Source organism: Streptomyces bullii, assembly GCF_042657145.1.
GTDB lineage: Bacteria > Actinomycetota > Actinomycetes > Streptomycetales > Streptomycetaceae > Streptomyces > Streptomyces bullii.
Window position 1 is genome coordinate 284,922 of sequence record NZ_JBHSNY010000001.1, and the last position, 25,455, is coordinate 310,376.

Here is a 25,455-nt window from a genome sequence, read left to right on the forward strand (position 1 = left end):
GGTCGCCTGTCTCCCCCGCGCCAACATGCTGGCAACTTTACAACGGTGTCCGACAGCCCCAGCAAGATCGAAAGAGATCACGCCAGACACGTACGGATACGTACGCACGCCGACGACTGGCTGTGAGCCAAGCAACAGACCAGCAGGGGGTCGGATGTTCGAGCCGAGCTACTACCGGCGGTGCCAGTGCAAGGGGCCGCTCAAGGACAAGGAGGGCAACCCGGTCCTCGACGCGGACGGCAAGCCGAAGATCGGGGACATCGGGCTGACATGCCCGAAGCTCGGCAAGGGACACGGCACCTGGTACTTCTACTTCGAGGCCGAGCGCGGCGAGGGCAACAAGCGCGCCCGAATACGCCGCGGGGGCTTCACCAGGCTGGACGACGCCAAGAAGAAGGCCAAGGAGCTGTACGACGCGGCCACGGCCGGCACCGACGTACTCTCCGACGAAACGTGCGGCGACTTCTTCCTGCGGTGGATCAAGGCGAAGAAGTCCCTCGCCCGCACCACCCGCCACGGCTACGAGGAGCACATCAACAACTACCTGATGCCGCACCTCGGTCACATCAAGCGCCGTGACCTCAAGGTCCGGCACCTCGACAAGATGTACGACGCGATCGAGAAGGAGAACGCCGAGCGGATTCTCCACCGTCTCCGCGTCGATCAGCTCCAGAATGAACGGGACGCCGCGCACCGGGCCTGGGTGAAGACGGCGGGCTATGCCAAGAAGGAGGAGCGCCGCGCCGCCCGCCGTGCCTTCCTCGACGCGAACGCCGCGCTCCGCGAGGGCAAGAAGGGGCTGCGGAAGGTCACCTCCGCCGCCACCATGCACCGCATCAACGACACCCTCAGCTCGGCGCTGTCCTGGGGGATCAAGCGCGAGCAGGCGTTCGCCAAGAACTGGGCGCAGCTCGTGGAGCTGCCGCCGGTCACCCGGCCGAAGCCGCTCGTCTGGACGCCCGAGCGCATCGAGCACTGGAAGCGCACCGGCGAGAAGCCCGGCCCGGTCATGGTCTGGACACCGGAGCTGACCGGTCAGTTCCTCGACTTCGTCAAGGACGACTGGCTCTACGAGCTGTGGCACAGCTTCATCTTCCTCGGCCCCCGCCGAGGCGAGATGGCCGCACTGCCCTGGACAGAGGTCAGCACCGACGCCCTTTGGCTACGGATCTCCCAGCAGATCGTGGAGGTGGCCTACCAGCTGTACGGCGAAGCACCGAAGGCCGACAGCGTCCGCACCCTCTCCCTGAGCCTCGAGTCCGGCGAGAACCTGGTCAGCTTCCGGGCAAAGCAGGAGCAGAAGCGCCAGGAGTGGGGAGACGCCTACGTCGAGACCGGCCGCGTGTGGACGCACGAGAACGGCGAGGCGCTGCACCCCGACTGGATCTCCCGCCGCTTCACGCGCCTCGTGGAGCTGTCTGGACTGCCGCCGGTCCGCCTGCACGACCTGCGTCACCTGGCGGCCACCCTGTCCCTGCTGGCCGGTACCGACATCAAGGTGGTCCAGGAGAAGCTGGGGCACTCCTCGCGCCAGATCACCTCCGACACCTACACCAGCGTGCTGCCCGAGATGATGCGGGCCGAGGCCGAGTCGGTCATGGCCGTCGTCCCCCGAGAAGTCCCCTTCGAGGTGCGCGCCCCGCTGACGATCCCCGAGAAGGCATGGCAAGGGGACATCGCGGTCTTCTTCGCCCACGGTGCACGGCAGTCAGGTGGCACCTGGGCCGTGGGAGCGCAGACCCAGCCCGACTCCGATCTCCTCGGCATGATCACCCTCGCCGGCCGGGGCCAGGACGACGCCGCCAACGCGGCCGTGAAGTGGATACGCGAGCACTGCGCCGCGAACGACCTGGAGCTGGTCCGGGTCGAGAACTTCAATGATCGCTACCCGGAGGAGCAGCGAGCCGACTTCTCGCTCACGCGCTTCACGATCGCCCGCTCCGAGTCTCCGGGGGTGGACGGCTGGGCACTGCCGACGGGCCTGCCGCCCGCAGCATCGCGGCCCACCCGCCGGGCTCCGAATGGGCGCCGGAAGGCGGCCTGAAGGCCCCTGTGTCCCCTGACCGGTCCCGTGTCCCCTGTGTGTCCCCTGGATCTTGGTCTGAACGGATGAACAGGGGTCGCCACCCTGGAGTGGTGACCCCCGTTCTCGCGTTTCCGCAGGTAGAAACGGTTCTCTAGGTGAACCGCGGGGTGGGGCGGGTGGGACTCGAACCCACGGCCGACGGATTATGAGTCCGCTGCTCTAACCGGCTGAGCTACCGCCCCATAGCGGCGTGTCGCGTACATGTGTGCGCGCCGTCTGCCGCAGCATAGCCGCTCATACGATCTCCTGCTTCGGATGGTCGGCTCTGCACGGCTGCCTTCATGACCTTGAGGACTCCGCCGCGCCCCGCGCGGTTCCCGGGGCGGGGGAGCGGACATGAAAAAGGACCCCTGTGGGGTCCTCGTTCAGCATGCTCCCCCGACTGGACTCGAACCAGTAACCTGCCGGTTAACAGCCGGCTGCTCTGCCAATTGAGCTACGGAGGACCGAGCTCCCCCGACTGGACTCGAACCAGTAACCTGCCGGTTAACAGCCGGCTGCTCTGCCAATTGAGCTACGGAGGAATGCCTCGTCTGCATCGAACGTACCTACCTGGGTATTCGCCAGGGGGCGCGCGCTCGCTGCGACACATACATTAGCGCAAGCAGGGGGGTGCTCCGCCAATCGGTACTCCCCGGCGCCGACGCCGTACCGGAGACCTACGCAAGGGAAGGGTGGCCGCGATGCGTTACCGGCTCACGTTCGTCGCCGGACTCGCTCTGGGTTATGTGCTGGGCACACGCGCCGGGCGCGAGCGCTATGAGCAGCTGATGAAGTCAGCCCGGCAGATCGCGCAGAACCCCGCCGTCCGCAACACCGCGGAGACGGCGGCACAGCAGGGCCGCGAGTTCGCGGGCAAGGCGTACCACGCGGTGAGCGACAAGGTCGGCGACCGCGTCCCCGACTCGGTCGCCGAACGGGTCCGCTCCCTCAAGGAGCGCACGGCCCACGGCGCGGGCGAGGACGACTGGGGCACCAGCAACACCTGACGATTCGTCTCGGGTGCCTTGAGCGGCCGTGCCCGCTCGGGGCACCTGGGCGCCCGCGGCCCGAGCAGACGGAGCGGTGCGGCAGAATTTTCGCCATGGGGATAGTCGCCGGGTTGGACAGTTCGCCCGATTTCACTCGCATCGTCGTCTGCGACACGGACACGGGAGCCGTGCTCCGGCAGGGCTATGCGCCGCATCCGGTGGAGAGCCCCGAGGGCGGCAGGCCCTCCGACGTCGATCCGCAGGCGTGGCTGCTGTCCCTGGGGGAGGCCGCGGGCGGCGGGCTGCTGGAGGGTGTGCAGGCGATCGGGGTGTCCGCGCAGCAGAACGCGGTGGTGCCGCTGGACGCGCAGGGGGCCACCGTGCGGCCGGCGATGGTCGGGAGCGACAAGCGGACCCAGGTCGCGGCGGCCGACCTCGTCGACGCGCTGGGCGGCCGGGAGGCGTGGGCGCAGGCCGTGGGGTGTGTGCCGCAGGTCGCGCAGCCGGTGACCAAGCTGCGCTGGCTGGCCCGGACCGAGCCGGACAACGCCCTGCGCACGGCCGTCCTGATGCAGGCGCACGACTGGCTGGTGTGGCAGTTGCTCGGGCGGCCTGTGAGAAGGACCACGGACCGGGGCGGCGCCTCGGGCACCGGGTACTGGTCGGCCGCGACCGGCGCCTACCGGCCCGACCTGGTGGAGCTGGCGCTCGGGCACCAGGTCATGCTGCCGGAGGTGCTCGGCCCGGCCGACGCGGCCGGTACGACGCCGGAGGGGCTGCTGATCTCGGCGGGGACCGGGGAGACGATGGCCGCCGCCTTCGGGCTCGGGATCGGGCTGGGTGACGCGGTGGTGTCGCTGGGCGCGTCCGGGTCGGTGATGGCGGTGCATCCCGAGGCGCTGGTCGACGGCACGGGGATGATCACCGCCCTGGCCGACGCGACCGGTATGCACCTGCCCGTCGTGACGACCCTGAACGCCGTGCGGACCCTGCGCGGAGCTGCCGAACTGCTCGGGCTGCCCGATCTGGAGAGCCTGTCGGACCTGGCGATGAAGTCGACGCCGGGGGCGCACGGGCTGGTCCTGCTGCCCTATCTGGAGGGTGAGCGCACGCCGCATCTGCCGCACACCGCCGGGACCCTGGCGGGGCTGCGGCGTGAGTCGATGAAGGCGGAGCACCTGGCGCGGGCCGCTTTCGAGGGCATGCTGTGCGGGCTCGCCGACGCGCTGGACGTGCTGCGGGGCCGGGGTGTGGACGTACGGCGGATCTTCCTGCTGGGGCCGGCCGCCGAGCTGCCCGCCGTGCAGGCCGCGGCGCCCTCGCTGTTCGGTACGCAGGTCGTGGTGCCGCAGCCCGCCGACTACGCCGCGATCGGCGCCGCCCGGCAGGCGGCGTGGGCGCTCGGGGTGTCCCAGGGCACGCTCGATCCGCGCAACCCGCCGGCCTGGCAGGGCGCGGTCGCGCAGGTGCTGGAGCCCGGCGAGGAGCTGGCGGTGGGGCAGGCGGTGCGGCAGCAGTTCGTGTCGGTGCGGGAGCAGACCCATCCAGGGGCGTTTCGCTCGTGACGGGCGCCGCTGACGGGTTAATCGGTTGAGGTAACACGGGTGGAGTGTTCGACGATAGGGGCCAAGGGCAACCATCCGCCCCGCCGCCGACTCCGAGAGAAGCAGCGTGCTCATACGACTCCTGCGGACCTATCTCAGGCCGTACCGAAAACCCATCGCCTGGCTGGTGCTGCTGCAGTTCCTGCAGACGTGCGCCACTCTCTACCTGCCCACGCTCAACGCGGACATCATCGACCAGGGCGTCGTCCACGGGGACACCGGCTACATCCTCGGGTACGGCGGCCTGATGATCGGCATCTCGCTGGCGCAGGTCGTGTGCAACGTCGGCGCCGTGTACTACGGCGCCCGTACGGCCTCCGCGCTCGGGCGGGACATCCGGGCGTCCGTCTTCGACCGGGTGCAGTCGTTCTCCGCGCGTGAGGTCGGTCACTTCGGTGCGCCGTCGCTGATCACGCGTACGACCAATGACGTCCAGCAGGTGCAGATGCTGGCGCTGATGACGTTCACGCTGATGGTGTCGGCGCCCATCATGTGCGTGGGCGGGATCGTGATGGCGCTCGGGCTGGACGTGCCGCTGTCCGGGGTGCTGGTCGCGGTGGTGCCCGTGCTGGGCCTCTGCGTGACGCTGATCGTACGGCGGCTGCGGCCGCTGTTCCGGGCCATGCAGGAGCGGCTGGACACGGTGAACCGGGTGCTGCGGGAGCAGATCACCGGCAACCGTGTGATCCGGGCGTTCGTGCGGGACGAGTACGAGCAGCGGCGGTTCCGGAAGGCCAACGCGGACCTCACCGACGTGGCGATGGGCGCCGGCAATCTGCTCGCGCTGATGTTCCCGGTGGTCATGACGGTGGTGAACCTGTCGTCCATCGCGGTGGTGTGGTTCGGCGCGCAGCGCATCGACAGCGGCGGCATGCAGATCGGTGATCTGACGGCGTTCCTCGCCTATCTGATGCAGATCGTGATGTCCGTGATGATGGCCACCTTCATGTTCATGATGGTGCCGCGCGCGGAGGTCTGTGCCGAGCGCCTCCAGGAGGTGCTGGGGACCGAGTCGAGTGTCGTGCCGCCGGTCGCGCCCGTGACGGAGCTGCGGCGGCACGGACATCTGGAGATCCGTGGGGCGGGCTTCCGCTACCCGGGTGCCGAGGAGCCGGTGCTGAAGGCGGTCGACCTGGTGGCGCGGCCCGGTGAGGTGACCGCCGTGATCGGGTCGACCGGCAGCGGCAAGACGACGCTGCTGGGGCTGGTTCCCCGGCTGTTCGACGCCACCGACGGGGAGGTGCTCGTCGACGGCGTGGACGTACGGACCGTCGATCCGCGGCTGCTGGCGCGGACCGTGGGACTGGTGCCGCAGAAGCCGTACCTGTTCGCGGGGACGGTGGCGACCAATCTGCGGTACGGCGATCCGGACGCCACCGACGAGGAGTTGTGGCACGCGCTGGAGGTGGCGCAGGCCAGGGAGTTCGTCGAGCGGCTGGAGGGCGGGCTCGACGCGCTGATCGCCCAGGGCGGGACGAACGTCTCCGGCGGTCAGCGGCAACGGCTCGCGATCGCGCGCACGCTGGTGCAGCGGCCGGAGATCTACCTCTTCGACGACTCCTTCTCCGCCCTCGACTACGCCACCGACGCGGCCCTGCGCGCGGCGCTGGCGCGGGAGACCTCCGAGGCGACCGTCGTGATCGTCGCCCAGCGGGTGGCGACCATCCGGGACGCCGACCGGATCGTGGTGCTGGACGAGGGCCGGGTCGTCGGCACCGGTCGGCACCACGAGCTGATGGCGGACAACGAGACCTACCGGGAGATCGTGCTCTCCCAGCTGACGGAAGCGGAGGCCGCCTGATGGCCGGGCCGATGGGGCGGATGATGGCCGGGGGCGGCCCCGATCAGCGGTCGATGGACTTCAAGGGGTCGGGCAAACGGCTCATCAGCCGGTTCCGGCCCGAGCGGCTCACGCTCTACGGGCTGCTGCTGTGCGTGGTCGTGAGTGTCGGGCTCAACGTGATCGGGCCGAAGATCCTCGGCAACGCCACCGACCTGGTCTTCGCGGGGATCGTCGGGCGGGAGATGCCGGACGGGGCGAGCAAGGAGCAGGTCCTCGACTCCATGCGCGAGCGCGGCGACGGTGACGTCGCCGACATGCTGCGCGGCACGGACTTCACTCCGGGAAAGGGCATCGACTTCGCGGCCGTCGGGCACGTGCTGCTGCTCGCGCTGGCCGTGTTCGCGGTGGCCGGGCTGCTGATGGCGGTGGCGACCCGGCTGGTGAACCGGGCCGTGAACCGGACGATGTACCGGATGCGCGAGGACGTGCAGACGAAGCTGTCGCGGCTGCCGCTGTCGTACTTCGACAAGCGGCAGCGCGGTGAGGTGCTGAGCCGGGCCACGAACGACATCGACAACATCGGGCAGACGCTCCAGCAGTCGATGGGCCAGCTCATCAACTCGGTGCTGACCATCATCGGCGTGCTCGCGATGATGTTCTACGTCTCCTGGATCCTGGCGCTGGTCGCGCTGGTGACCGTGCCGCTGTCGTTCGTCGTCGCCACCCGCGTGGGCAAGCGGTCGCAGCCGCACTTCGTGCAGCAGTGGCGCACGACGGGCAAGCTCAACGCGCACATCGAGGAGATGTACACCGGGCACACGCTGGTGAAGGTGTTCGGACGGCAGGAAGAGTCGGCCCGTCAGTTCGCCGAGCAGAACGAGGCGCTGTACGAGGCCGGGTTCAAGGCGCAGTTCAACAGCGGGATCATGCAGCCGCTGATGTTCTTCGTGTCGAACATCAACTACGTGCTGGTGGCGGTCGTGGGCGGTCTGCGGGTGGCGTCCGGCGCGCTGTCCATCGGGGACGTGCAGGCCTTCATCCAGTACTCGCGGCAGTTCTCGATGCCGCTGACGCAGGTCGCGTCGATGGCGAACCTGGTGCAGTCCGGTGTCGCGTCGGCCGAGCGCGTCTTCGAGCTGCTGGACGCCGAGGAGCAGGAGGCCGATCCGGTGCCGGGGGTGCGGCCGGAGGAGCTGCGCGGGCGGGTGGCGCTGGAAGAGGTGTCGTTCCGGTACGACCCCGACAAGCCGCTCATCGAGGACCTGTCGCTGACGGTGGAGCCCGGGCGGACGGTCGCGATCGTCGGCCCGACGGGAGCGGGCAAGACCACGCTGGTCAATCTGCTCATGCGGTTCTACGAGGTCACCGGCGGGCGCATCACCCTCGACGGCGTCGACATCGCGCGCATGTCCCGCGACGAACTGCGCGCGGGAATAGGGATGGTGCTCCAGGACACCTGGCTGTTCGGCGGCACCATCGCCGAGAACATCGCGTACGGGGCGGCCCGGGAAGTCACCCGCGGCGAGATCGAGGAGGCCGCGCGGGCCGCGCACGCCGACCGGTTCGTCCGGACGCTGCCCGACGGCTACGACACGGTGATCGACGACGAGGGCACGGGCGTCAGCGCCGGTGAGAAGCAGCTCATCACCATCGCGCGGGCGTTCCTGTCCGACCCGGTGATCCTGGTGCTGGACGAGGCGACGAGTTCGGTGGACACCCGCACGGAGGTGCTGATCCAGAAGGCGATGGCCAAACTCGCGCACGGGCGTACGTCGTTCGTCATCGCGCACCGGCTGTCGACGATCCGGGACGCCGACACGATCCTCGTGATGGAGAACGGCTCGATCGTCGAACAGGGCGCGCACGAGGAACTGCTGGCCGCCGACGGCGCCTACGCGCGGTTGTACAAGGCGCAGTTCGCGCAGGCGGTCGCGGAGGTGGACTAGGGGGTGGGGCCGCCCTCCGAGGCAATCCGAGAGCACGCGAGGGGAGCGGCCCCCGTCCCGGCTCAGTCCAGGTAGCCCCTCAGCTGGTCCGCGAAGGCGTGGTCGCGGAGTTTGTTGAGGGTCTTGGACTCGATCTGCCGTATGCGTTCGCGGGTGACGCCGAAGATGCGGCCGATCTCCTCCAGGGTGCGGGGGCGGCCGTCGATCAGTCCGTAGCGGAGCTGGACCACCTTGCGTTCGCGCTCGCCGAGGGTGGAGAGCACCGCCTCCAGGTGCTCGCGCAGCAGCAGGAACGCCGCCGACTCCACCGGGCTGGTGGCGTCGCCGTCCTCGATGAGGTCGCCCAGCGCGACGTCATCCTCCTCGCCCACCGGGGCGTGCAGGGAGACCGGTTCCTGGGCGAGGCGGAGCACCTCGCCGACCCGCTCGGGCGGCAGGTCCAGGTGGGCGGCGACCTCGTCGGCGGTCGGTTCCTGGCCCCGCTCCTGGAGCATGCGCCGCTGGACGCGGACGACCCGGTTGATGAGTTCGACGACGTGCACGGGCACGCGGATGGTGCGGGCCTGGTCGGCCAGGGCGCGGGACATGGCCTGGCGGATCCACCAGGTCGCGTACGTGGAGAACTTGTAGCCGCGGGCGTAGTCGAACTTCTCCACGGCCCGGATCAGACCGAGGTTGCCCTCCTGGACGAGGTCGAGCATGGTCAGCCCGCGGCCCACGTACCGCTTGGCCACGGAGACGACGAGCCGCAGGTTCGCCTCGATCAGGCGGCGCTTGGCCATCCGGCCCATGACGACGAGCCGGTCCAGGTCGAGGGCGAGCTGGCTGTCCAGGTCGGGCGTGTTGAGGAGCTTCTCCTCGGCGAACAGGCCGGCTTCGACACGGCGGGCGAGTTCCACTTCCTCGGCCGCGGTGAGCAGGGGGATGCGGCCGATCTCGCGCAGGTACTGGCGGAACAGGTCCGAGGAGGGGCCGCCGGTCTCGGTGCGCGCCGGCGAGGCCTCGACGGGTGCGACGGGCTCGGTGACCTCCAGCGCCTCGGCCGGCGGCTCGCTCGGCTCGGGCGGGGTGACGGGCTCCGTCTCGGGGTGGGTCTCGGGGTGGTGCGCGACACGGTTCTGCGCGGGTCCCGCGGCGAGCGCGTCGGTCTCCGCGTCGGGTTCCGTGCCGTCCGTACGTGTGTCGGTCGGGATGAGGGTCTGGGTCTGCACGGGGGCGACCTCCAGGATGATCGCTGCTGAGGGGTACGGCAGCGGTACTTCGGGGGCGGAGTCGGCGGCCTCGCCGCTGTCCGTCCCGTACGCGATGGGCGGAACCGCGGGGGTCTTGGACCCGTGAGGGACGGATCGGCCGCGCTCCGAGGACTCAGGCACCGGAACCCAGTGTGGGGTAAGACACATCGCCGCCACGAGGGGCGTGCGATGACTTTTTGCGTTCGGTCCGTGACCGCGCGGTGATGGTCCGGCGTACGGGTGTGCAGCCCTGCGGGAGGTGAAACCGGTGGGAAGGCCTACCTCGCGTCGGTCAGAGCGCCGCGGCGCCGTGTTCCCGCAGGGCCTGGTCGTACTGCTGGAGGACCCACAGTTCGTTCTGTACGGCGGCCAGCTGAGCCGGGTCGCCGCCGGTGGAGAGGCGGGCGACGGTGCTCTGGAGGTCGCGGATGCGGCGTTCCACCGCGCGGCGGCGGACGGTGACCAACTGGGCGCCCGCGTAGGCCTCGTCGACTTCTCTGCGCAGCATGATCGGTTCGACCGCGAGTTCGGTGACCATCGCGCGGACCGTGTCGTCGGGGGCCGCGTCGCGGACGCGGACCAGGTACTCCTGCGGGTCCTGCGTGCCGTACTCGGCGCCGCCCGCGTCCAGGACGGCCTGGCGTACGGCCGCGTAGGGCGGGGCGGTGAACTCGTCGACGCCGTACGCGTCGAAGGCCGGGGAGACCAGCTCGGGGCGTTGCAGGGCGAGTTTGAGCAGCTCGCGTTCGGTGGCGTAGACGGGGTTGCGCAGGTTGAGGGCCGGGCCGCGGGGGGCGGACGGCTGGGCGGGACCGTGCCCCCGCTCCGGCTGCCGGGTGGGCGCCGGGCCCTTGCCGCCGCGTTCCCGGGCCCAACGGGCCAGCTGGGCCACGCGCTTGACCACGAACTGGGTGTCGAGGATGCCGAGCATGCCGGCGAGCTGGACGGCGACCTCGTGCTGGGCGCCGGTGTTCTTGATGCGGGCGACGACCGGGGCGGCCTCGTCCAGCGCCGCCGCACGGCCCGCCGGGGTGTCCAGGTCGTAGCGGCCGACGATCTGGCGCAGGGCGAACTCGAAGAGCGGTGTGCGGGGTTCGACCAGGTCGGCGACCGCCTCGTCGCCCTTGGCCAGGCGCAGGTCGCAGGGGTCCATGCCGTCGGGAGCGATGGCGATGTAGGTCTCGGCGGCGAACTTCTGGTCGTCCTCGAAGGCGCGCAGGGCCGCCTTCTGCCCGGCCGCGTCGCCGTCGAAGGTGAAGATCACGCGGGCGCTGCCGTTGTCCATCAGCAGGCGGCGCAGGATCTTGATGTGGTCGCCGCCGAAGGCCGTGCCGCAGGTCGCGATGGCGGTGGTGACGCCGGCGAGGTGGCAGGCCATGACGTCGGTGTAGCCCTCGACGACGACGGCGCGGCTCGTCTTGGCGATCTCCTTCTTGGCGAGGTCGATGCCGTAGAGGACCTGCGACTTCTTGTAGATCGCCGTCTCGGGGGTGTTGAGGTACTTGGGGCCGTTGTCCGCCTCGTACAGCTTGCGGGCACCGAAGCCGACGACGTCGCCGCCGATGTCGCGGATGGGCCACATCAGGCGGCCGCGGAAGCGGTCGATGGGGCCGCGGCGGCCCTCCTGGGAGAGGCCGGAGAGGATCAGTTCCTTGTCGCTGAAGCCCTTGCCGCGCAGGTAGCGGGTGAGGTGGTCCCAGCCCTGGGGGCTGTAGCCGACGCCGAAGTGGACGGCGGCGGCCTGGTCGAAGCCGCGCTCGGCCAGGAAGACCCGGCCGGTCTCGGCCTCGGGGCTGGTGGCGAGCTGCTCGGCGTACCACTCGGCGGCGATCTTGTGGGCCTCGACCAGGCGGATGCGCTCGCCGCGCTGGTGGGTGGGGTTGTACCCGCCCTCCTCGTAGCGCAGGGTGATGCCGGCCTGGCCGGCGAGGCGCTCGACCGCCTCCGAGAAGGAGAGGTGGTCGATCTTCATCACGAACGTGATGGTGTCGCCGCCCTCCTGGCAGCCGAAGCAGTGGAACAGCCCCTTGCTGGGGCTGACCTGGAAGGACGGCGACTTCTCGTCGTGGAACGGGCAGAGGCCCTTCAGGTTGCCGCCGCCCGCGTTGCGCAGCTGGAGGTACTCGGAGACGACGGCGTCGATCGGGACCGCGTCCCGTACCGCCTTCACGTCCTCGTCGTTGATCCGTCCTGCCACGAAGTGATTCTACGGGCACGGTCGGACAGTTCCGTCGGCTACGGGACGAGGCTGTCCAGCGGAATGTGCGGGTCCGCCAGTGCCTCCGTGTTCACGTGTGCCCTGGAGCGGATCAGCCGCTGGATGGGGTCCGTGACGTCCCACACGTTCACGTTCATCCCGGCCAGCACGCGTCCGTCCTTCACCCAGAACGCGATGAACTCCCGCTTCCCGGCGTCCCCCCGGATCACCACCTGGTCGTAGGCGCCCGGCGGCGCGGAGCCGGAGTACTCCATGCCCAGGTCGTACTGGTCGGTGAAGAAGTAGGGCAGACGGTCGTACGTCACGTCCCTGCCCAGCATCGCGCGGGCGGCCGCCGGGCCGCCGTTGAGCGCGTTGGCCCAGTGCTCGACCCGCATCCGCGCCCCGAAGAGGGCGTGCGGAAAGGAGACGACGTCGCCGGCCGCGTGGATGTCGGGGTCGGAGGTGCGCAGTCCCTCGTCCACGACGATGCCGCCGCCGTGCGCCCGGTCGGCGATCTCCAGGCCCGCCGCCTCGGCGAGGCCGGTGCGCGGGGCCGCGCCGATGGCCGCCAGGACCGCGTGCGCGGGGTGCTCCTCGCCGTCGTCGGTGCGGGCGGCGAGGACCATGCCGTCCTGCCCGACGATCTCGGTGAGCCGTGCGCCGAAGTGGAAGCGGACGCCGTGCTCGCGGTGCAGCTCGGCGAAGAGCTGGCCGAGCTCGGGGCCGAGGACCGAGTGCAGCGGTGTCTGTCCCCGGTGGACCACGGTGACCTCCGCGCCGTACTCCCGGGCCGCCGCCGCGACCTCCAGGCCGATCCAGCCGGCGCCGGCGATCACGAGGTGGCCGTTGTCCCGGCCGAGGGTGGTCAGCACCTGCTTGAGGCGCTCGGCGTGGGCGAGGCGACGCAGGTGGTGGACGCCGGCGAGGTCGGTGCCGGGGATGTCCAGGCGGCGGGGTTCGGCGCCGGTCGCCAGGAGCAGCTTGTCGTAGCGGACGACGGTGCCGTCCTCGCCGAAGCGGACCGTCTTCGCCGTACGGTCGACCGCGTCGACGGTCTGTCCGAGGTGCAGCTCGACGTCGTTGCGCGCGTACCAGGCCGGCTCGTGCACGAAGACGCTGTCGCGTTCCTCCTTGCCGAGCAGGTAGCCCTTGGACAGGGGCGGGCGCTCGTAGGGGTGGTCACGTTCGTCGCAGATCAGTATCACCCGGCCGGTGAAGCCCTCCGCTCGGAGCGTCTCGGCCGCCTTCGCGCCGGCCAGGCCGCCTCCGACGATGACGAACGTCTGATCCGCGTCGACCACTTGTTTGCCTCCTCGTAAGGGTGCCGCCACCTGCGAGCGTCCCGCACGGAGCGTGATGCGGGAAGAGGGAGTGGCCCGATCAGGCCACGGAGGGTCACCTTCGGGCATGCCGGGATCACTCGGTTCCCGTCAGTGTCATCCCTGCCCCGTCAGACGGGCGTGAAGCGAGCGGGCCGAGGCGTCGGTGAAGGAGGCGATCTGGTCGACGATCACCCGTTTGCGGGCACGGTCGTTCGCGGCGCGGTCGAACAGGGCGCGGAACTGCGGGTCCAGGCCGTCCGGGGCGCGGGCGGTGAGGGCCTCGGCCAGTTCCATCACCACGATCCGCTGGTCGGCGCGGAGCCGCTCCTGCTCGGCGCGCTGCATGACGTACAGGTCGGCCACCGCCTTGAGGACGGCGCACTCCATGCGGGTCTCGCGCGGCACGACGAGTTCGGCGCTGTACCGGGTGAGCCGTCCGCCGCCGTACGCCTCCCGGGTCGCGCCCTCGGCGGCGAGGCAGAAGCGGCCGATGAGCTGGCTGGTGGCGTCCTTCAGCCGGGCCTGGGCGACGGCCGTGCCGTCGTAGCCGTGCGGCCACCACTCCTGTTCCTGGAGCCGGTCGAGGGCCTCTGCCAGTTCGGCGGGGTCGGTGCCGGCGGGGACGTACCGTCCGACGGCGACCGCGAAGACCTCCTGCCGTTCGGGCTCGGCGTGCAGGCAGTTGGGGTCGATGTGCCCGGCGTGCAGGCCGTCCTCCACGTCGTGCACCGAGTACGCCACGTCGTCGGACCAGTCCATGACCTGCGCCTCGAAGCAGGTGCGGGTGCCGGGGGCCTCCTTGCGGACCCAGTCGAAGACCGGGCGGTCGTCCTCGTAGACGCCGAACTTGACGGAGGCCGGGTCGGTGGGGTGGGCGCCGCGCGGCCAGGGGTACTTGGTGGCGGCGTCGAGGGCGGCGCGGGTGAGGTTGAGGCCGACGGAGCCCTCCTCGGTGAACCGCTTGGGCTCGATGCGGGTCAGGAGCCGGAGGGACTGCGCGTTGCCCTCGAAGCCGCCGCAGTCCTCGGCGAACTCGTTCAGGGCCTGTTCGCCGTTGTGGCCGAAGGGCGGGTGGCCGAGGTCGTGGGAGAGGCAGGCGGCCTCGACGAGGTCCGGGTCGCAGCCGAGGGCGGCGCCGAGTTCGCGGCCGACCTGGGCGCATTCGAGGGAGTGGGTGAGGCGGGTGCGGGGGCTGGCGTCCCAGGCCGGGCCCATGGTTCCCGGCGTGACCACCTGGGTCTTGCCGGCCAGGCGGCGCAGGGCCGCGGAGTGCAGGACGCGGGCGCGGTCGCGCTGGAAGGCGGTGCGGCCGGGGCGCTTGTCGGGTTCGGGGGCCCAGCGGTCGAGTGACGTCGGGTCGTAGCCGGTGGGGGGTGTGGTGCCTGCCATGTGTCGACAGTAAGGGCATCAGGGGTGCTGTGCGCCTGGGCGTCCGCCGGGTTCGGTCGTCCCGCGTGTGCGGGTCGCGCGGGGCCGGTCGCGCGGGTCCCCGCCACCCGGGGCCTCTGTCCGCGTTATGAGGCCGAGGCCAGAGGTGCGGGGCCGGTGAGCGTCAGCGGGGTCGCCTGTGCCTGGTCGTAGCGGTGCAGGAGGAGACGGGCCATGGCCGGGTGGGTGCCGAGGGGCGCCGAGGCGATCCAGGGGGCCGCCTCCGCGCACTCGGTGGCGAAGCGGCCGGGGGCCGTGAAGTACGAGGCGACCGCGACCCGGTGGCGGCCTCGGGCGGCCAGGGCCCGTACGGCGTCGGGGACGGTCGGCGCGGCGGCGGAGGCGTAGGCCGGGACCACGGGGACGCCGAGACGGTCGGCGAGCAGGCGCGCGGTGCGGCCGGTGTCGGTCCTCGACTCGGGGTCGCGGGAGCCGGCCGCGGCCAGGACGACACCGCTCACCCGGCGGGTGCCCTCGTCCGTGCGGGGCCGCCAGCCGGCCTCGACCAGGCGGGCGTACAGGGCCTCCACCAGGAGCGGGTGGGGGCCGAGCGGGGCGGCCACCCGGGTGCGTACCCGGGCTGCGGCGGCCATCTCCGGGATGTCCTGCTTGACGTGGTAGCCGCGGCTGAGCAGCAGCGGGACGAGAACGGCCCCGTCGGTCGTCCCCGCGTCCAGTGCGGCGAGCGTGTCCGGGAGCAGGGGCTCGTTCAGTTCGATGTGGCCCAGGTGCACGGGCAGGCCGGGGCGCAGCGCGCGGACGCGGTCCAGGAGCGCGCGTACGGTGCTCAGCGCGCGCGGGTCGCGGCTGCCGTGCGCGACGACGACGAGGGCGGGAGGGCCCGGGCGGCGCCGGCCGTCGAGCGCGACGAGGCCGAGCTGGCTGGCGAGCTGGCTGCTGATCCGGTTCATGATGTGCGCCGTACTGTCGAGGTGGTCCCCCTGGGGCGGCTGTGCACCGGGGCCGGTCGTGGACTCGTCGTGAGGAGGGTTCGACGCCGTCATGAACCGATGGTGGCGGCGGGACGTTGCCGCCCCGTTGCGCGGGAATGACGGGTGTTTTCCAGCGCTTCACGGCGGGGGGCCAGGGTGGTGTGAGGCGGTGTGACCTGCGGTTTCGCTGTCCGGAGTGAAACTGGTCACGTCGCCGCGGTGAACCGGAGGGGGCGCCGGGACGTCCTTTCGTGTCGAGAGCCGACCGGGGGAGGACCGTCCGATGCGCCGCCTGAGACAGATCAGACCGCGCCTTCCGCGCACGCGCGCCGGGCAGCGGCGGCTGGTGCGGGTCGTCATGGGCCTGTGCGTGCTGGCGCTGCTCCCGGCGACCTGGATGCGCCTGGTCTCCGGCGACCGGCTGCGCACCGCGGCCGACGTGCCGCGCACCGAGGTCGCCGTCGTCTTCGGCGCGGGCCTGTGGGCCGGGGAGCCGTCGCCGTACCTGGCGCACCGGCTGGACGCGGCGGCAAAGCTGTACCGGGAGGGCCGTATCGAGGTGGTGCTCGTCACCGGCGACAACAGCCGCAAGGACTACGACGAACCGGACGCGATGCGCGCCTACCTGACCCGGCACGGTGTGCCCGACGCGCGGATCGTCAGCGACTACGCCGGCTTCGACACCTGGGACTCCTGCGTCCGCGCGAAGAAGATCTTCGGCGTGGACCGGGCCGTCCTGATCAGCCAGGGCTTCCACATCCGGCGGGCGGTGGCGCTGTGCCAGGCGGCGGGCGTCACGTCGTACGGCGTGGGCGTCGACGCGGTGCACGACGCCACCTGGTACTACGGGGGTGCCCGGGAGATCCTCGCGGCGTCCAAGGCGGCCTGGGACGCGGCCTTCCGGCCCGACCCGCGGTTCCTCGGGCCGCAGGAGCCGGGGGTCCGGCGGGCGTTGGCCGCGGCCGGTGAGCCGTAGCGGCCGCAGGGGGACGGGTGTGTGCTCACGTCGGGGGAAGCGGGGCGGGGAGGTCCCCGTCCCGGCCGTGTAACAGGGAGCCGTCCCGCGCGTAACAAGGACGAAGCACTGTGGGTGGCATGCAGAACTCCGCGACGCCCACGCACTGCCCGTACTGCGCCCTGCAGTGCGGGATGAACCTCACGCCCGCGGCCGACGGGACCGTCGAGGTGAGCGAGCGGGTGGACTTCCCGGTGAACCGGGGCGCGCTGTGCGGCAAGGGCCGTACGGCGCCGGCGGTGCTCTCGTCCCGGGTGCGGCTGACCTCCCCGTTGGTGCGCTCCGAGGGCACGTTGGTGCCCGCCTCCTGGGACGAGGCACTGGACCGGATCGCCGGGGCGCTGTCCCGTACCCGCGCCGAGCACGGCCCGGACGCGGTCGGGGTGTTCGGCGGGGGCGGGCTGACGAACGAGAAGGCGTACTCGCTCGGCAAGTTCGCGCGGGTCGTGCTCGGCACCTCGCAGATCGACTACAACGGCCGGTTCTGCATGTCGTCGGCGGCGGCGGCCGGCATCAAGGCGTTCGGGCTGGACCGGGGGCTGCCGTTCCCTCTGGAGGACATCCCGAAGACCGGCTGTGTGATCCTCGTCGGGTCGAACCTGGCGGAGACCATGCCGCCGTCGCTGCGGTTCCTCACCGAGCTGAAGGACAACGGCGGCAAGCTCGTCGTGGTCGACCCGCGCCGCACGAGGACCGCCGAGCAGGCCGACCTGCACCTGGCGCCCCGGCCCGGCACCGACCTGGCCCTGGCGCTGGGTCTGCTGCACCTGGTCATCGCCGAGGGGCGGACGGACGAGGAGTACATCGCCGAGCGCACGACCGGCTGGGAGGACGCGCGGGCGGCGGCGATGGCGCACTGGCCGGAGTACGTGGAACGGATCACGGGGGTGTCCGTTCCCCAACTCCGCCAGGCGGTACGGATGTTCTGCGAGCCCGAGCACGCGATGGTGCTCACCGCGCGCGGACCCGAGCAGCAGTCCAAGGGCACCGACACGGTCGGCGCGTGGATCAACCTGTGCCTGGCGACCGGCCGGGCGGGCCGCCCGCTGTCCGGTTACGGCTGTCTGACCGGGCAGGGCAACGGGCAGGGCGGGCGCGAACACGGCCAGAAGGCCGACCAGTTGCCCGGCTACCGCAAGCTGACCGACCCCGAGGCGCGACGGCACGTGGCCGAGGTCTGGGGGGTGGACCCCGACTCCCTGCCGGGGCCCGGGCGCAGTGCGTACGAGCTGCTGGACGCGCTGGGTACGGACATCAGGTCGCTGCTGCTGATGGGCTCCAACCCGGTGGTGTCGGCGCCGCGCGCCGCGCACATCGAGGAACGGCTGAAGTCCCTGGACTTCCTGGCGGTCTGCGATGTCGTGCTGTCCGAGACGGCGGCCCTCGCGGACGTCGTCCTGCCGGTCACACAGTGGGCGGAGGAGACGGGGACGACGACGAACCTGGAGGGCAGGGTGCTGCTGCGCCGCCAGGCCGTCACCCCGCCCGCCGGCGTGCGCAGCGACCTGGAGGTCATGCACGAGCTGGCCGCCCGGCTGGGCGGCGAACGGGCCCTTGAGAAGGGCTTCCCGACCGACCCCGAGGAGGTCTTCGAGGAACTGCGCCGCGCGAGCGCGGGCGGGCCCGCGGACTACTCGGGGATCACGTACCGCAGGCTCGCGGAGGAGAACGGCGTGTTCTGGCCGTGCCCGGCACCCGCAGAGCACCCGGGGGACGGCCCGACCACACAAGGAAGCGCGGCGGGCCGCCCGGCCGTCGGGGGTGACGCGGGGGGTGTCATGGGTGACCCCGCGCGCGCCAGCGGTGACCCGGAGGGTGTCACGGGCGAAGTGCGGGACGTCACGGGTGACCCGGCGGGCGCCACGGGTGTCGCGCAGGACGCCACAGGCGACACGGCTCGCGTCAGGGACGGCGTGCGGGACACGAGTGCCGCGGCGGGCGTCAGGGACGGCGTGCGGGACGTCACGGGTGACCCGGCGGGTGCCACAGGTGACACGGAGGGTCTCGCGAGCGGCCTGCGGGACGTCACGGGTGCCGCCGAAGACTGTGAGGACGCGGTGTTCGACGCGCTGCCGGATGATCCCGCCCGGGACGACGGTTTCTCGCAGGCGGTGCCCGCCGGCGTCCACCCTGGCACGCCCCGCCTCTTCCTCGACCGGTTCGCCACCGAGGACGGCAGGGCGCGGTTCGTTCCCGTGGCGCACCGGGCGATCGCCGAGGAACCGGACGACGAGTACCCCCTGCTGCTGACCACCGGGCGGGTCGTGGCGCAGTACCAGTCGGGCGCGCAGACCCGGCGGGTCGACGAGCTGAACGCCGCCGCGCCGAGCCCCTTCGTCGAGCTCCACCCGCGCCTGGCCGCGCGGCTCGGCGCGTCCGAGGGCGACCCGGTGGCGGTCGTCTCGCGCCGCGGCCGGGCCGTCGCGCCGGCCCGCATCACGACGGCCATCCGCCCCGACACCGTCTTCATGCCCTTCCACTGGCCCGGCGAGGGCCGCGCCAACACCCTCACCAACCCCGCGCTCGACCCGACCTCCCGGATGCCGGAGTTCAAGGCGTGCGCGGTGCGGGTGGAGGCGGTGCGCCCGTGACCGGCCCCTGAGGATCACCCCCCGCCACACCCCCGTCCGTACGGACCGCCAGAGCCGCGGCGCGTCCGCGCGGACGGGGGTGCCGTCGTACCGGCGGACTGGGTGCCACGACAGCGCGATCGGGGCCTCGCGGCAGCCGGGCCGACGACGCCATGTCAGCCCATGTCGGCGCACGTGGACATGGGTCAGGGGTGAGAATCGTTTCTGTGAGGCCCTCTTCCCCACTCCCCTTCTTCGTCTACGGCACCCTCCGCCCCGGCGAGGCCAACCACGACCTCTTCCTGCGCGGCCGTACCCTCACCGAGGAACCGGGACGGTTCATGGGCGCGGTGCTGTACGACGGCCCCGGCTATCCGTACGCCGTCGAGGAGCCGGGCGGCGGCGTGGTCAGCGGGGAACTGATCACCGCCCTGCCGGAGGCGTACGGCGACCTGCTGACCGAACTGGACCGGCTGGAGGGATACGCGCCCGGATCGCCACGGAACCTCTACGAACGGGTCGCCCGCGAGATCCTCCGCGACACCGGCGGCACGGCGGTACGGGCCTGGGTGTACGTGGCCGGCCCCACCGTCGCCGCCCGGCTGCGCGCCCGGGGCAAGCTGATCGAGACCGGGGACTGGCGGGCGCGACGGTGAGGACAGGGGACGGCTGAACGGCGTCCGCCATGTCCCCCTGTGCACGGACGCCGGCGCCACCGACCGCCGGGCCCCGGGCGGCCGGCTGGGCGGGACGGGTTCGCGCCCGGCGCCCTCACCCCCGCACCCCCGCCCACGACACACCCCGCCCCAGGAACGCGCGGTCCGTCAGTCTCCGTAGGGCCTCTTCTCGCGGGCCTCGCGCAGGGACCAGCCCCACCAAGTGAGCTGGTCCAGCATCGTCTTCGCCGCCGCGTCCGGGCCCGAGGGGTCCTTCAGGCGGCCCGCGTCGTCGAAGGACGCGCCCGCGTTGGGGAAGGAGACCGTGTCGCGGATCGTCACGGCGTGCAGTTCCGCGAAGACCTGGCGGAGGTGCTCGGCGGCGCGCAGGCCGCCCGAGACGCCGCCGTAGGAGACGAGGGCGACCGGCTTGGCACGCCATTCGGTGAAGTGCCAGTCAATGAGGTTCTTCAGGCCCGCCGGGAAAGAGTGGTTGTACTCGGGGGTGAGGACGACGAACGCGTCGGCGCGGGCCAGTTTCGGGGTGACCTCGGCCAGCGCGGCGGTGGCCTCCGGGGTGCGGTCGAAGGACGTGGGCAGGTCGGTGGCGGCCACGTCCACGACCTCGGGCAGCAGGTCGTCGCGGCCCTGGACGCGGTCGAGGAGCCAGTCGGCGACGACCGGGCCGAAGCGGCCTCGGCGGTTGCTGCCGACGACAACGGTCACACGCAGGGCATCGGTTGCTGTCTTCATGCCGCACAGCGTCATACCTCAAGCTTGCTTGAGGTCAAGCGCAGCGGTTCCCGCGCCGGTCACCCGTTCACACGCGCGCCCGGCCCTTTTCCCTTCCATCCCGCGCAGGGCTCACTGACCTGCGAAGACGCCCACTGAAGGCTCCGTCGCCGCGCCTGCCCGACACCCGTTCACCACGTTTCTGACACCACCTCAGCAAGCGCGCTCGCCCCGCTGCCCCTTACCTCGGAAGTGCACCTCTGAGTGCAGGGGCACCACCGATCAGCTCGAAGGAGCACCGATGCGACGTACCGTCCGACAGCTGAGCGGTACCGCGCTCGCCGTCGCCGCCGCCGGCCTCCTCGCCGGGCCCGCGTACGCGTCCGGCACCGGCGGCCTGGAGGTCCACCCGTCCTCCGCGGTCCCGGGCGACCAGGTCACGGTGGACACGGCGGCGTGCGGCGACGGCGGTACGGCGGCGGGTGACGCCAGCGCGGTGGGGGCCGGCGCCTTCACGCTGGCGCCCAGCGCCCATGAGCGGGAGGCGATCGGACAGTTCAGGGTGCCGCCGGGCGCGCAGCCGGGGACGTACGAGATCGCCGCGCGGTGCGCCGGGGACGGCCGGCGGGTGACCGGCGACCTGGTGGTCACGCTGACGTCCCCGCGCGCCCAGGTGCACCCGAGAGGAAGCGTGAAGACGGGGGTCGGCGGCGCACTGGGCCCCGATCCCGTGCAGACCGCGGCCGGCGTGGCGGCTCTCGCCGTCGCCGCCGCGGGCGGTACCTGGCTCCTGCATCGCCGGGCGAGAGGCGACGGGATCTGACGGACACCCTCCGCTGTCCGTCCGCCGGTACCGCATGTCCCCTCCCCCTCCGGGTCCGACGCCCCTCGCGGCCCGGAGGGGGGTACGGGGGCAGCTCCACGACGGGTCGACAGGGCCGGCAGTGCAGGGGGCGCCCCGGTTCCGGGGTTCCAGGGTTCCAGGGTCAGGAGAGGGTCCGTCATGCGCGGGTTCAGCAGGTCCGGCACCGCGGCCGACGCCGCGATAGCGGCCGTCACCGTGCTCGCCCTGTGCGCCGGTACGTGGCTGGTGCTGGGCGGCACGCGCACGCACGCCCCGCCGCAGCCGTCCGCCGCGCAGGCGCGTACCTGGCAGGACGGCCGGCGGCCCGCCGCGCCACCGCTGCCGCCCTCCCCGCCCGACCGCATCCGGATCCCCGCGATCAGGGTGGACGCCCCGCTGGTCGGCCTCGGCCTGACCCCCACCGGCAGCCTGGACGTGCCGCCCGCCGACCGGCCCGACCTCGCCGGCTGGTACGCGGCCGGCACCACCCCGGGCGAGACGGGCACCGCCATCGTCGCCGGTCATGTCGACAACGCCGACGGCCCGGCCGTCTTCTACCGCCTGGGCGCCCTGAAGAAGGGCAGCACCGTCGAGGTGGACCGGCGCGACGGCGGCGTCGCCGTGTTCACCGTGGACGCCGTCGAGGTCTACGACGCCGAGGATTTCCCCGACGCGAAGGTGTACGGGGCGGCCCGGAGGCCCGAGCTGCGGGTCATCACCTGCGGCGGCGGCTACTCACGTGCCACGGGCTACCAGGGGAACATCGTCGTCTTCGCGCACCTGACCGGCAGCCGCTGAGCCCTGCTCCGCCGCTCGGTACGCGCTGCCCAGGACGTTCTCCCGGCCCCACGCGCCGAGCGGCGCCAGCGCCTCGTTGAGGGTGACGCCCCGGGGCGTCAGGGAGTACTCGACGCGGGGCGGCACCTCGTCGTACGCCTCCCGGTGCACGATGCCGTCGGCCTCCAGTTCGCGCAGCTGAGCGGCGAGCACCTTCTCGGTGACCCCGGGCAACTCCCGGCGCAGCTCGCCGAAGCGGCACGGCCGCTCGTGCAGCGCCCACAGGATCAGCACCTTCCACTTGCCGCCGATCACGTCCATCGCCGCGTCGATCCCGCACACGTACGCGCCCGGCCGCCGTCCGGTCACCATGTCCGGCCCCTCCCCCTGTCCGCTGCCTGCACCCTTCCCCGGAGGTAACCACCCACTCCGAAGTGCGTACTTGAGCAGGCCGTTCCCTGGGACGAGCCTAAACGCCATGACCGACAAGCCCCTTGCTCCCCGTACCCCGCTCACCCTGCTCGGCGCCGGTGCCATGGGCACCGCGCTCGCCCGCGCCTGGCTCGCCGCCGGGCACCCGGTGACCGTCTGGAACCGCACCCCCGCCCGCGCCGAGGCCCTCGCCGCCGAGGGCGCGACTCGCGTCCGCACCGCCGCCGAGGCGGTGGCCGCGAACCGGCTCGTGATCGCCTGCCTGCTCGACGACGCCTCCGTCGGCGAGTCCCTGGACGGGGCCGACCTGACCGGGCGGGACCTGGTGAACCTCACCACGAGCACGCCCGCACAGAGCCGTGCCCGCGCAGCCCGGGCCGAGGCGCGCGGCGCCCGCTACCTGGACGGCGGCATCATGGCCGTCCCGCCGATGATCGGTGTTCCGGACTCCGGCGGATACGTCTTCTGCAGCGGCTCCGGTGCCCTGTTCGAGGAGCACCGGGACACCCTCACCGCCCCGACCGGCGCCCGTTACGTCGGTGCGGACCCGGGCTTCGCGGCGCTGCACGACGTGGCGCTGCTGAGCGCGATGAACGGCATGTTCGCGGGCGTGGCGCACGCCTTCGCGCTGATCCGCCGGGAGGAGATCGCCCCGAAGGACTTCGCGCCGCTGCTGGTGTCCTGGCTCACCGCGATGGCCCCCGCCGTCCACCGGACCGCCGAGCACCTGGAGAGCGGCGACTACACCAGCGGCGTGGTCTCCAACCTGGAGATGCAGGTCGCGGGCATCCCCACACTGCTGCGGACGGCCGAGGAACAGGGCGTGAGCACCGAGCTGCTGCGGCCGTACCTGGACCTGATGGCGCGCGACCTCGCCGCCGGGCACGGCGACGAGGACGGCACGGGGGTGATCGACCTGCTGGCGCGGACCGCTCCCGCGGGCTCCGCGGAAGCTACCTCGGGCTGACCGCGAGCGCGGGCGGGTACGCGTCGCCGTTGGCGTTGACGACGATCCAGCGGTCACCCACCTTGAGGAGCTGCGCCGCGCTGTAGACCTTCCACCTGACCTCGCGCAGCGTGGTCCCGTCCTCCTCGCCGATCCGGGCGCCGTCACCGGCGGCGAAGGTCCACAGGCGCTGGTTGTCTCCCAGGACGGCCACCCGGTCGCGGCCGGCCGGTGCCAGGGCGACGACCGTCGTCCCCAGGTCGGCGTGCCAGCGGCGCCGTCCGTCGGCGAGCGAGTAACCCGAGACCCGCTCGACCCGGTCGGCGCCCGGCTCGGCGGCGGCGACGACGAGAGTGCTGCCGCTGACCACCGCCCGCAGGGCCGGGCGCGCGGAGAGGACGTCCGTGGTCTCGGTGACGACGGCCAGGTCCTCCTCGTCGGCGGTGAGGGGGATCGTCACCGGCTCCGCGTCCGCCTCGTTCGGGCCGCCGTAGGACAGCGCGGCGGCGACACCGCGCTCGTCACGCTCCCGCACCAGGAGGGTGAACGGGTCGGCGGAGATCACCAGGGCCTCGCTCAGGGCGCTCTCCACCGGCAGCGCACGGCGGTTCAGCTCCTTGCCCGTGGCGTTGTCCAGGGTGACGAGCCACGCCGAGCGGAACTCGGTGTAGCCGCCGCAGGTGACGACGACCCGGGTCGTACCGCCGGTCGCGGAGGCCACCTCGGGCGCGCACTCGGCGTCGTCGCCGCGCGCGTCCTCGGGATCGGTGACCTTCACGGTCCAGCGCACCGCGCCGTCGGCGAGGCCGTACCCGCGGATTACCGACTCGCCCAGGGCCACGGCCACGCCCGCGTCGGCGGTCAGGAGCCCGTCGCCGCCCTGGCCGTAGAAGAGGGTGACGCCGCTGATGTCGCGCTCCCACACCTTGCGGCCGCACCGCCCGCTCACCCCCCGTCAGCCGGGACGTTCAGGAGGTCAGGCCAGCCACTGCTCGTACGCCAGGTTCGCCACCAGGGCGAAGACGACCGTCAGCAGCACGATCCGTACGAAGCGGCTGCCCTTCTTCAGGGCCGTGCGGGCGCCCAGCATGCCCCCCGCCAGGTTGAAGGCGGCCATGAGCGCGGCCAGTTGCCACAGCACGGCGCCCTGCCAGGCGAACATCGCGAGGGCTCCCGCGTTGGTGCAGCAGTTGACGATTTTCGCGGTGGCGGAGGCGGTCACCAGGTCCAGGTGGAGGAGGGCGGTGAGCGCCAGGACCAGGAAGGTGCCGGTGCCGGGGCCGATGAACCCGTCGTAGAAGCCGATGCCCAGACCGGCCAGGCCGATCGCCGCGAGGATCTGGCGGCGGGTGGCGGGGCCGGTGGCGGGGGCCGTGCCGAAGGCGGGGCGCAGGATCACGAAGGCGGCCACGCCCAGCAGCACCACCATGATCACCGGCTTGAGCACGTCCGTGCTCATGCCGGCCGCGAAGAAGGCCCCGGCGGACGATCCGGCCAGGGCGGCCAGCCCGCTCCGTACCGCCGTCCCGACGTCCACCGGTGCCTTGCGGGCGTACGTCACGGCGGCGCCGGTCGTGCCGACGATGGCGACGGCCTTGTTCGTGCCGAGCGCGTGCGCGGCGGGGGTACCGGCGGGCAGGCCGAGCAGGAGCACGGGGAGCAGCAGCAGCCCGCCGCCGCCGACCACGGCGTCGATCCAGCCGGCGGCGAGGGCCGCGAGGCACAGCAGGGCGACCATGGTCAGGGAGATGTCGGGCACGATCGCGACCCTAAGGACGGGATGGTTGCGCAGTCCATCGAATTGAGCGTCGTCTGAGGTTCCTCCGGTCGTAGACGATGCCGCCCGCACGGAACTCGGACCGGGACGGCCCTCTCCCACCGCGCCTCACACCACGCCGCGCCGCGCCCTCCGAACCCTCACACCCATCCCCCGCTCCCGCTGAGGGCAGCGTTCCGCGCGGGAAACAGACGTGATGCTG

20 protein-coding genes and 3 tRNA genes are annotated in these 25,455 nt (G+C 72.2%); 11 read left to right on the plus strand and 12 right to left on the minus strand.

Annotation, left to right across the window (positions count from 1 at the left end; all coding sequences use genetic code 11):
• Positions 1-154: 154 nt before the first annotated feature.
• Complete coding sequence (locus ACFPZJ_RS01365; protein WP_381015959.1) at positions 155-2,044, plus strand: tyrosine-type recombinase/integrase; 1,890 nt, start codon at positions 155-157, stop codon at positions 2,042-2,044.
• A 150-nt stretch (positions 2,045-2,194) separates the two neighbouring features.
• On the opposite strand, the gene ACFPZJ_RS01370 is transcribed toward ACFPZJ_RS01365, so the two are convergent.
• From ACFPZJ_RS01370 to ACFPZJ_RS01380, 3 genes are all read right to left on the minus strand, one after another.
• A tRNA-Ile gene (locus ACFPZJ_RS01370) sits at positions 2,195-2,268 on the minus strand.
• A gap of 191 nt (positions 2,269-2,459) precedes the next feature.
• Positions 2,460-2,532: transfer RNA gene (locus ACFPZJ_RS01375), tRNA-Asn, on the minus strand.
• A 5-nt stretch (positions 2,533-2,537) separates the two neighbouring features.
• A tRNA-Asn gene (locus ACFPZJ_RS01380) sits at positions 2,538-2,610 on the minus strand.
• 159 nt (positions 2,611-2,769) lie between these two features.
• Between ACFPZJ_RS01380 and ACFPZJ_RS01385 the strand changes: the two genes are divergently transcribed.
• From ACFPZJ_RS01385 to ACFPZJ_RS01400, 4 genes are all read left to right on the plus strand, one after another.
• Positions 2,770-3,075, plus strand: a complete 306-nt coding sequence (locus ACFPZJ_RS01385) for a YtxH domain-containing protein (protein WP_381015962.1) — start codon at positions 2,770-2,772, stop codon at positions 3,073-3,075.
• A gap of 95 nt (positions 3,076-3,170) precedes the next feature.
• Positions 3,171-4,622, plus strand: a complete 1,452-nt coding sequence (locus ACFPZJ_RS01390) for a xylulokinase (protein WP_381015965.1) — start codon at positions 3,171-3,173, stop codon at positions 4,620-4,622.
• A 106-nt stretch (positions 4,623-4,728) separates the two neighbouring features.
• Positions 4,729-6,462: an ABC transporter ATP-binding protein gene (locus tag ACFPZJ_RS01395; protein WP_381015968.1), complete on the plus strand. Its 1,734-nt coding sequence runs from the start codon at positions 4,729-4,731 to the stop codon at positions 6,460-6,462.
• Entirely contained in the window at positions 6,462-8,390 is a 1,929-nt protein-coding gene (locus ACFPZJ_RS01400; RefSeq protein WP_381015970.1) for an ABC transporter ATP-binding protein, read from the plus strand. Before ACFPZJ_RS01395 ends, ACFPZJ_RS01400 begins: the two co-directional genes overlap by 1 nt.
• A 62-nt stretch (positions 8,391-8,452) precedes the next feature.
• Here the strand turns inward: ACFPZJ_RS01400 and ACFPZJ_RS01405 are convergent, their stop codons facing one another.
• The 5 genes from ACFPZJ_RS01405 to ACFPZJ_RS01425 all read right to left on the minus strand — a co-directional run bounded on the left by ACFPZJ_RS01405 (position 8,453) and on the right by ACFPZJ_RS01425 (position 15,576).
• Entirely contained in the window at positions 8,453-9,763 is a 1,311-nt protein-coding gene (locus ACFPZJ_RS01405; protein ID WP_381015972.1) for an RNA polymerase sigma factor, read from the minus strand.
• 151 nt (positions 9,764-9,914) lie between these two features.
• Complete coding sequence (gene dnaG, locus ACFPZJ_RS01410) at positions 9,915-11,819, minus strand: DNA primase (protein ID WP_381015975.1); 1,905 nt, start codon at positions 11,817-11,819, stop codon at positions 9,915-9,917.
• A gap of 38 nt (positions 11,820-11,857) precedes the next feature.
• Positions 11,858-13,123, minus strand: coding sequence for an NAD(P)/FAD-dependent oxidoreductase (locus ACFPZJ_RS01415; protein WP_381015978.1), 1,266 nt, complete (start codon positions 13,121-13,123; stop codon positions 11,858-11,860).
• Between the two features lie 135 nt (positions 13,124-13,258).
• A complete protein-coding gene (locus ACFPZJ_RS01420) occupies positions 13,259-14,533 on the minus strand; it encodes a deoxyguanosinetriphosphate triphosphohydrolase (protein WP_381015980.1) in 1,275 nt (424 codons plus the stop codon).
• A gap of 125 nt (positions 14,534-14,658) precedes the next feature.
• Positions 14,659-15,576: a sirohydrochlorin chelatase gene (locus tag ACFPZJ_RS01425; protein WP_381015983.1), complete on the minus strand. Its 918-nt coding sequence runs from the start codon at positions 15,574-15,576 to the stop codon at positions 14,659-14,661.
• Positions 15,577-15,787: 211 nt separating this feature from the next.
• On the opposite strand from ACFPZJ_RS01425, the gene ACFPZJ_RS01430 reads away from it, so the two are divergent.
• The 3 genes from ACFPZJ_RS01430 to ACFPZJ_RS01440 all read left to right on the plus strand — a co-directional run bounded on the left by ACFPZJ_RS01430 (position 15,788) and on the right by ACFPZJ_RS01440 (position 19,745).
• Positions 15,788-16,480, plus strand: coding sequence for a SanA/YdcF family protein (locus ACFPZJ_RS01430; RefSeq protein WP_381015986.1), 693 nt, complete (start codon positions 15,788-15,790; stop codon positions 16,478-16,480).
• A gap of 119 nt (positions 16,481-16,599) precedes the next feature.
• Positions 16,600-19,110, plus strand: a complete 2,511-nt coding sequence (locus ACFPZJ_RS01435) for a molybdopterin oxidoreductase family protein (RefSeq protein WP_381015989.1) — start codon at positions 16,600-16,602, stop codon at positions 19,108-19,110.
• 206 nt (positions 19,111-19,316) lie between these two features.
• Entirely contained in the window at positions 19,317-19,745 is a 429-nt protein-coding gene (locus ACFPZJ_RS01440) for a gamma-glutamylcyclotransferase family protein (protein ID WP_381015991.1), read from the plus strand.
• A gap of 168 nt (positions 19,746-19,913) precedes the next feature.
• Here the strand turns inward: ACFPZJ_RS01440 and ACFPZJ_RS01445 are convergent, their stop codons facing one another.
• Positions 19,914-20,498, minus strand: a complete 585-nt coding sequence (locus ACFPZJ_RS01445; protein WP_381015992.1) for an NADPH-dependent FMN reductase — start codon at positions 20,496-20,498, stop codon at positions 19,914-19,916.
• 280 nt (positions 20,499-20,778) lie between these two features.
• Here ACFPZJ_RS01445 and ACFPZJ_RS01450 point away from each other — a divergent pair, with 280 nt between their 5' ends.
• Together ACFPZJ_RS01450 and ACFPZJ_RS01455 are read left to right on the plus strand one after the other, a co-directional pair.
• A complete protein-coding gene (locus ACFPZJ_RS01450) occupies positions 20,779-21,300 on the plus strand; it encodes a hypothetical protein (protein ID WP_381015995.1) in 522 nt (173 codons plus the stop codon).
• A 180-nt stretch (positions 21,301-21,480) separates the two neighbouring features.
• Entirely contained in the window at positions 21,481-22,119 is a 639-nt protein-coding gene (locus ACFPZJ_RS01455) for a class F sortase (protein ID WP_381015998.1), read from the plus strand.
• Here ACFPZJ_RS01455 and ACFPZJ_RS01460 read toward each other — a convergent pair.
• Positions 22,057-22,470: a winged helix-turn-helix transcriptional regulator gene (locus ACFPZJ_RS01460; protein ID WP_381015999.1), complete on the minus strand. Its 414-nt coding sequence runs from the start codon at positions 22,468-22,470 to the stop codon at positions 22,057-22,059. The genes ACFPZJ_RS01455 and ACFPZJ_RS01460 overlap by 63 nt on opposite strands.
• Before the next feature lie 106 nt (positions 22,471-22,576).
• On the opposite strand from ACFPZJ_RS01460, the gene ACFPZJ_RS01465 reads away from it, so the two are divergent.
• Positions 22,577-23,497: an NAD(P)-dependent oxidoreductase gene (locus ACFPZJ_RS01465; RefSeq protein ID WP_381016002.1), complete on the plus strand. Its 921-nt coding sequence runs from the start codon at positions 22,577-22,579 to the stop codon at positions 23,495-23,497.
• On the opposite strand, the gene ACFPZJ_RS01470 is transcribed toward ACFPZJ_RS01465, so the two are convergent.
• A complete protein-coding gene (locus tag ACFPZJ_RS01470) occupies positions 23,484-24,425 on the minus strand; it encodes a hypothetical protein (protein WP_381016003.1) in 942 nt (313 codons plus the stop codon). The two genes, ACFPZJ_RS01465 and ACFPZJ_RS01470, sit on opposite strands and share 14 nt — an antisense overlap.
• 27 nt (positions 24,426-24,452) lie before the next feature.
• Positions 24,453-25,235 (minus strand): sulfite exporter TauE/SafE family protein, encoded by a 783-nt coding sequence (locus ACFPZJ_RS01475; RefSeq protein WP_381016005.1) that lies wholly within the window; start codon positions 25,233-25,235, stop codon positions 24,453-24,455.
• Positions 25,236-25,455: the final 220 nt, after the last annotated feature.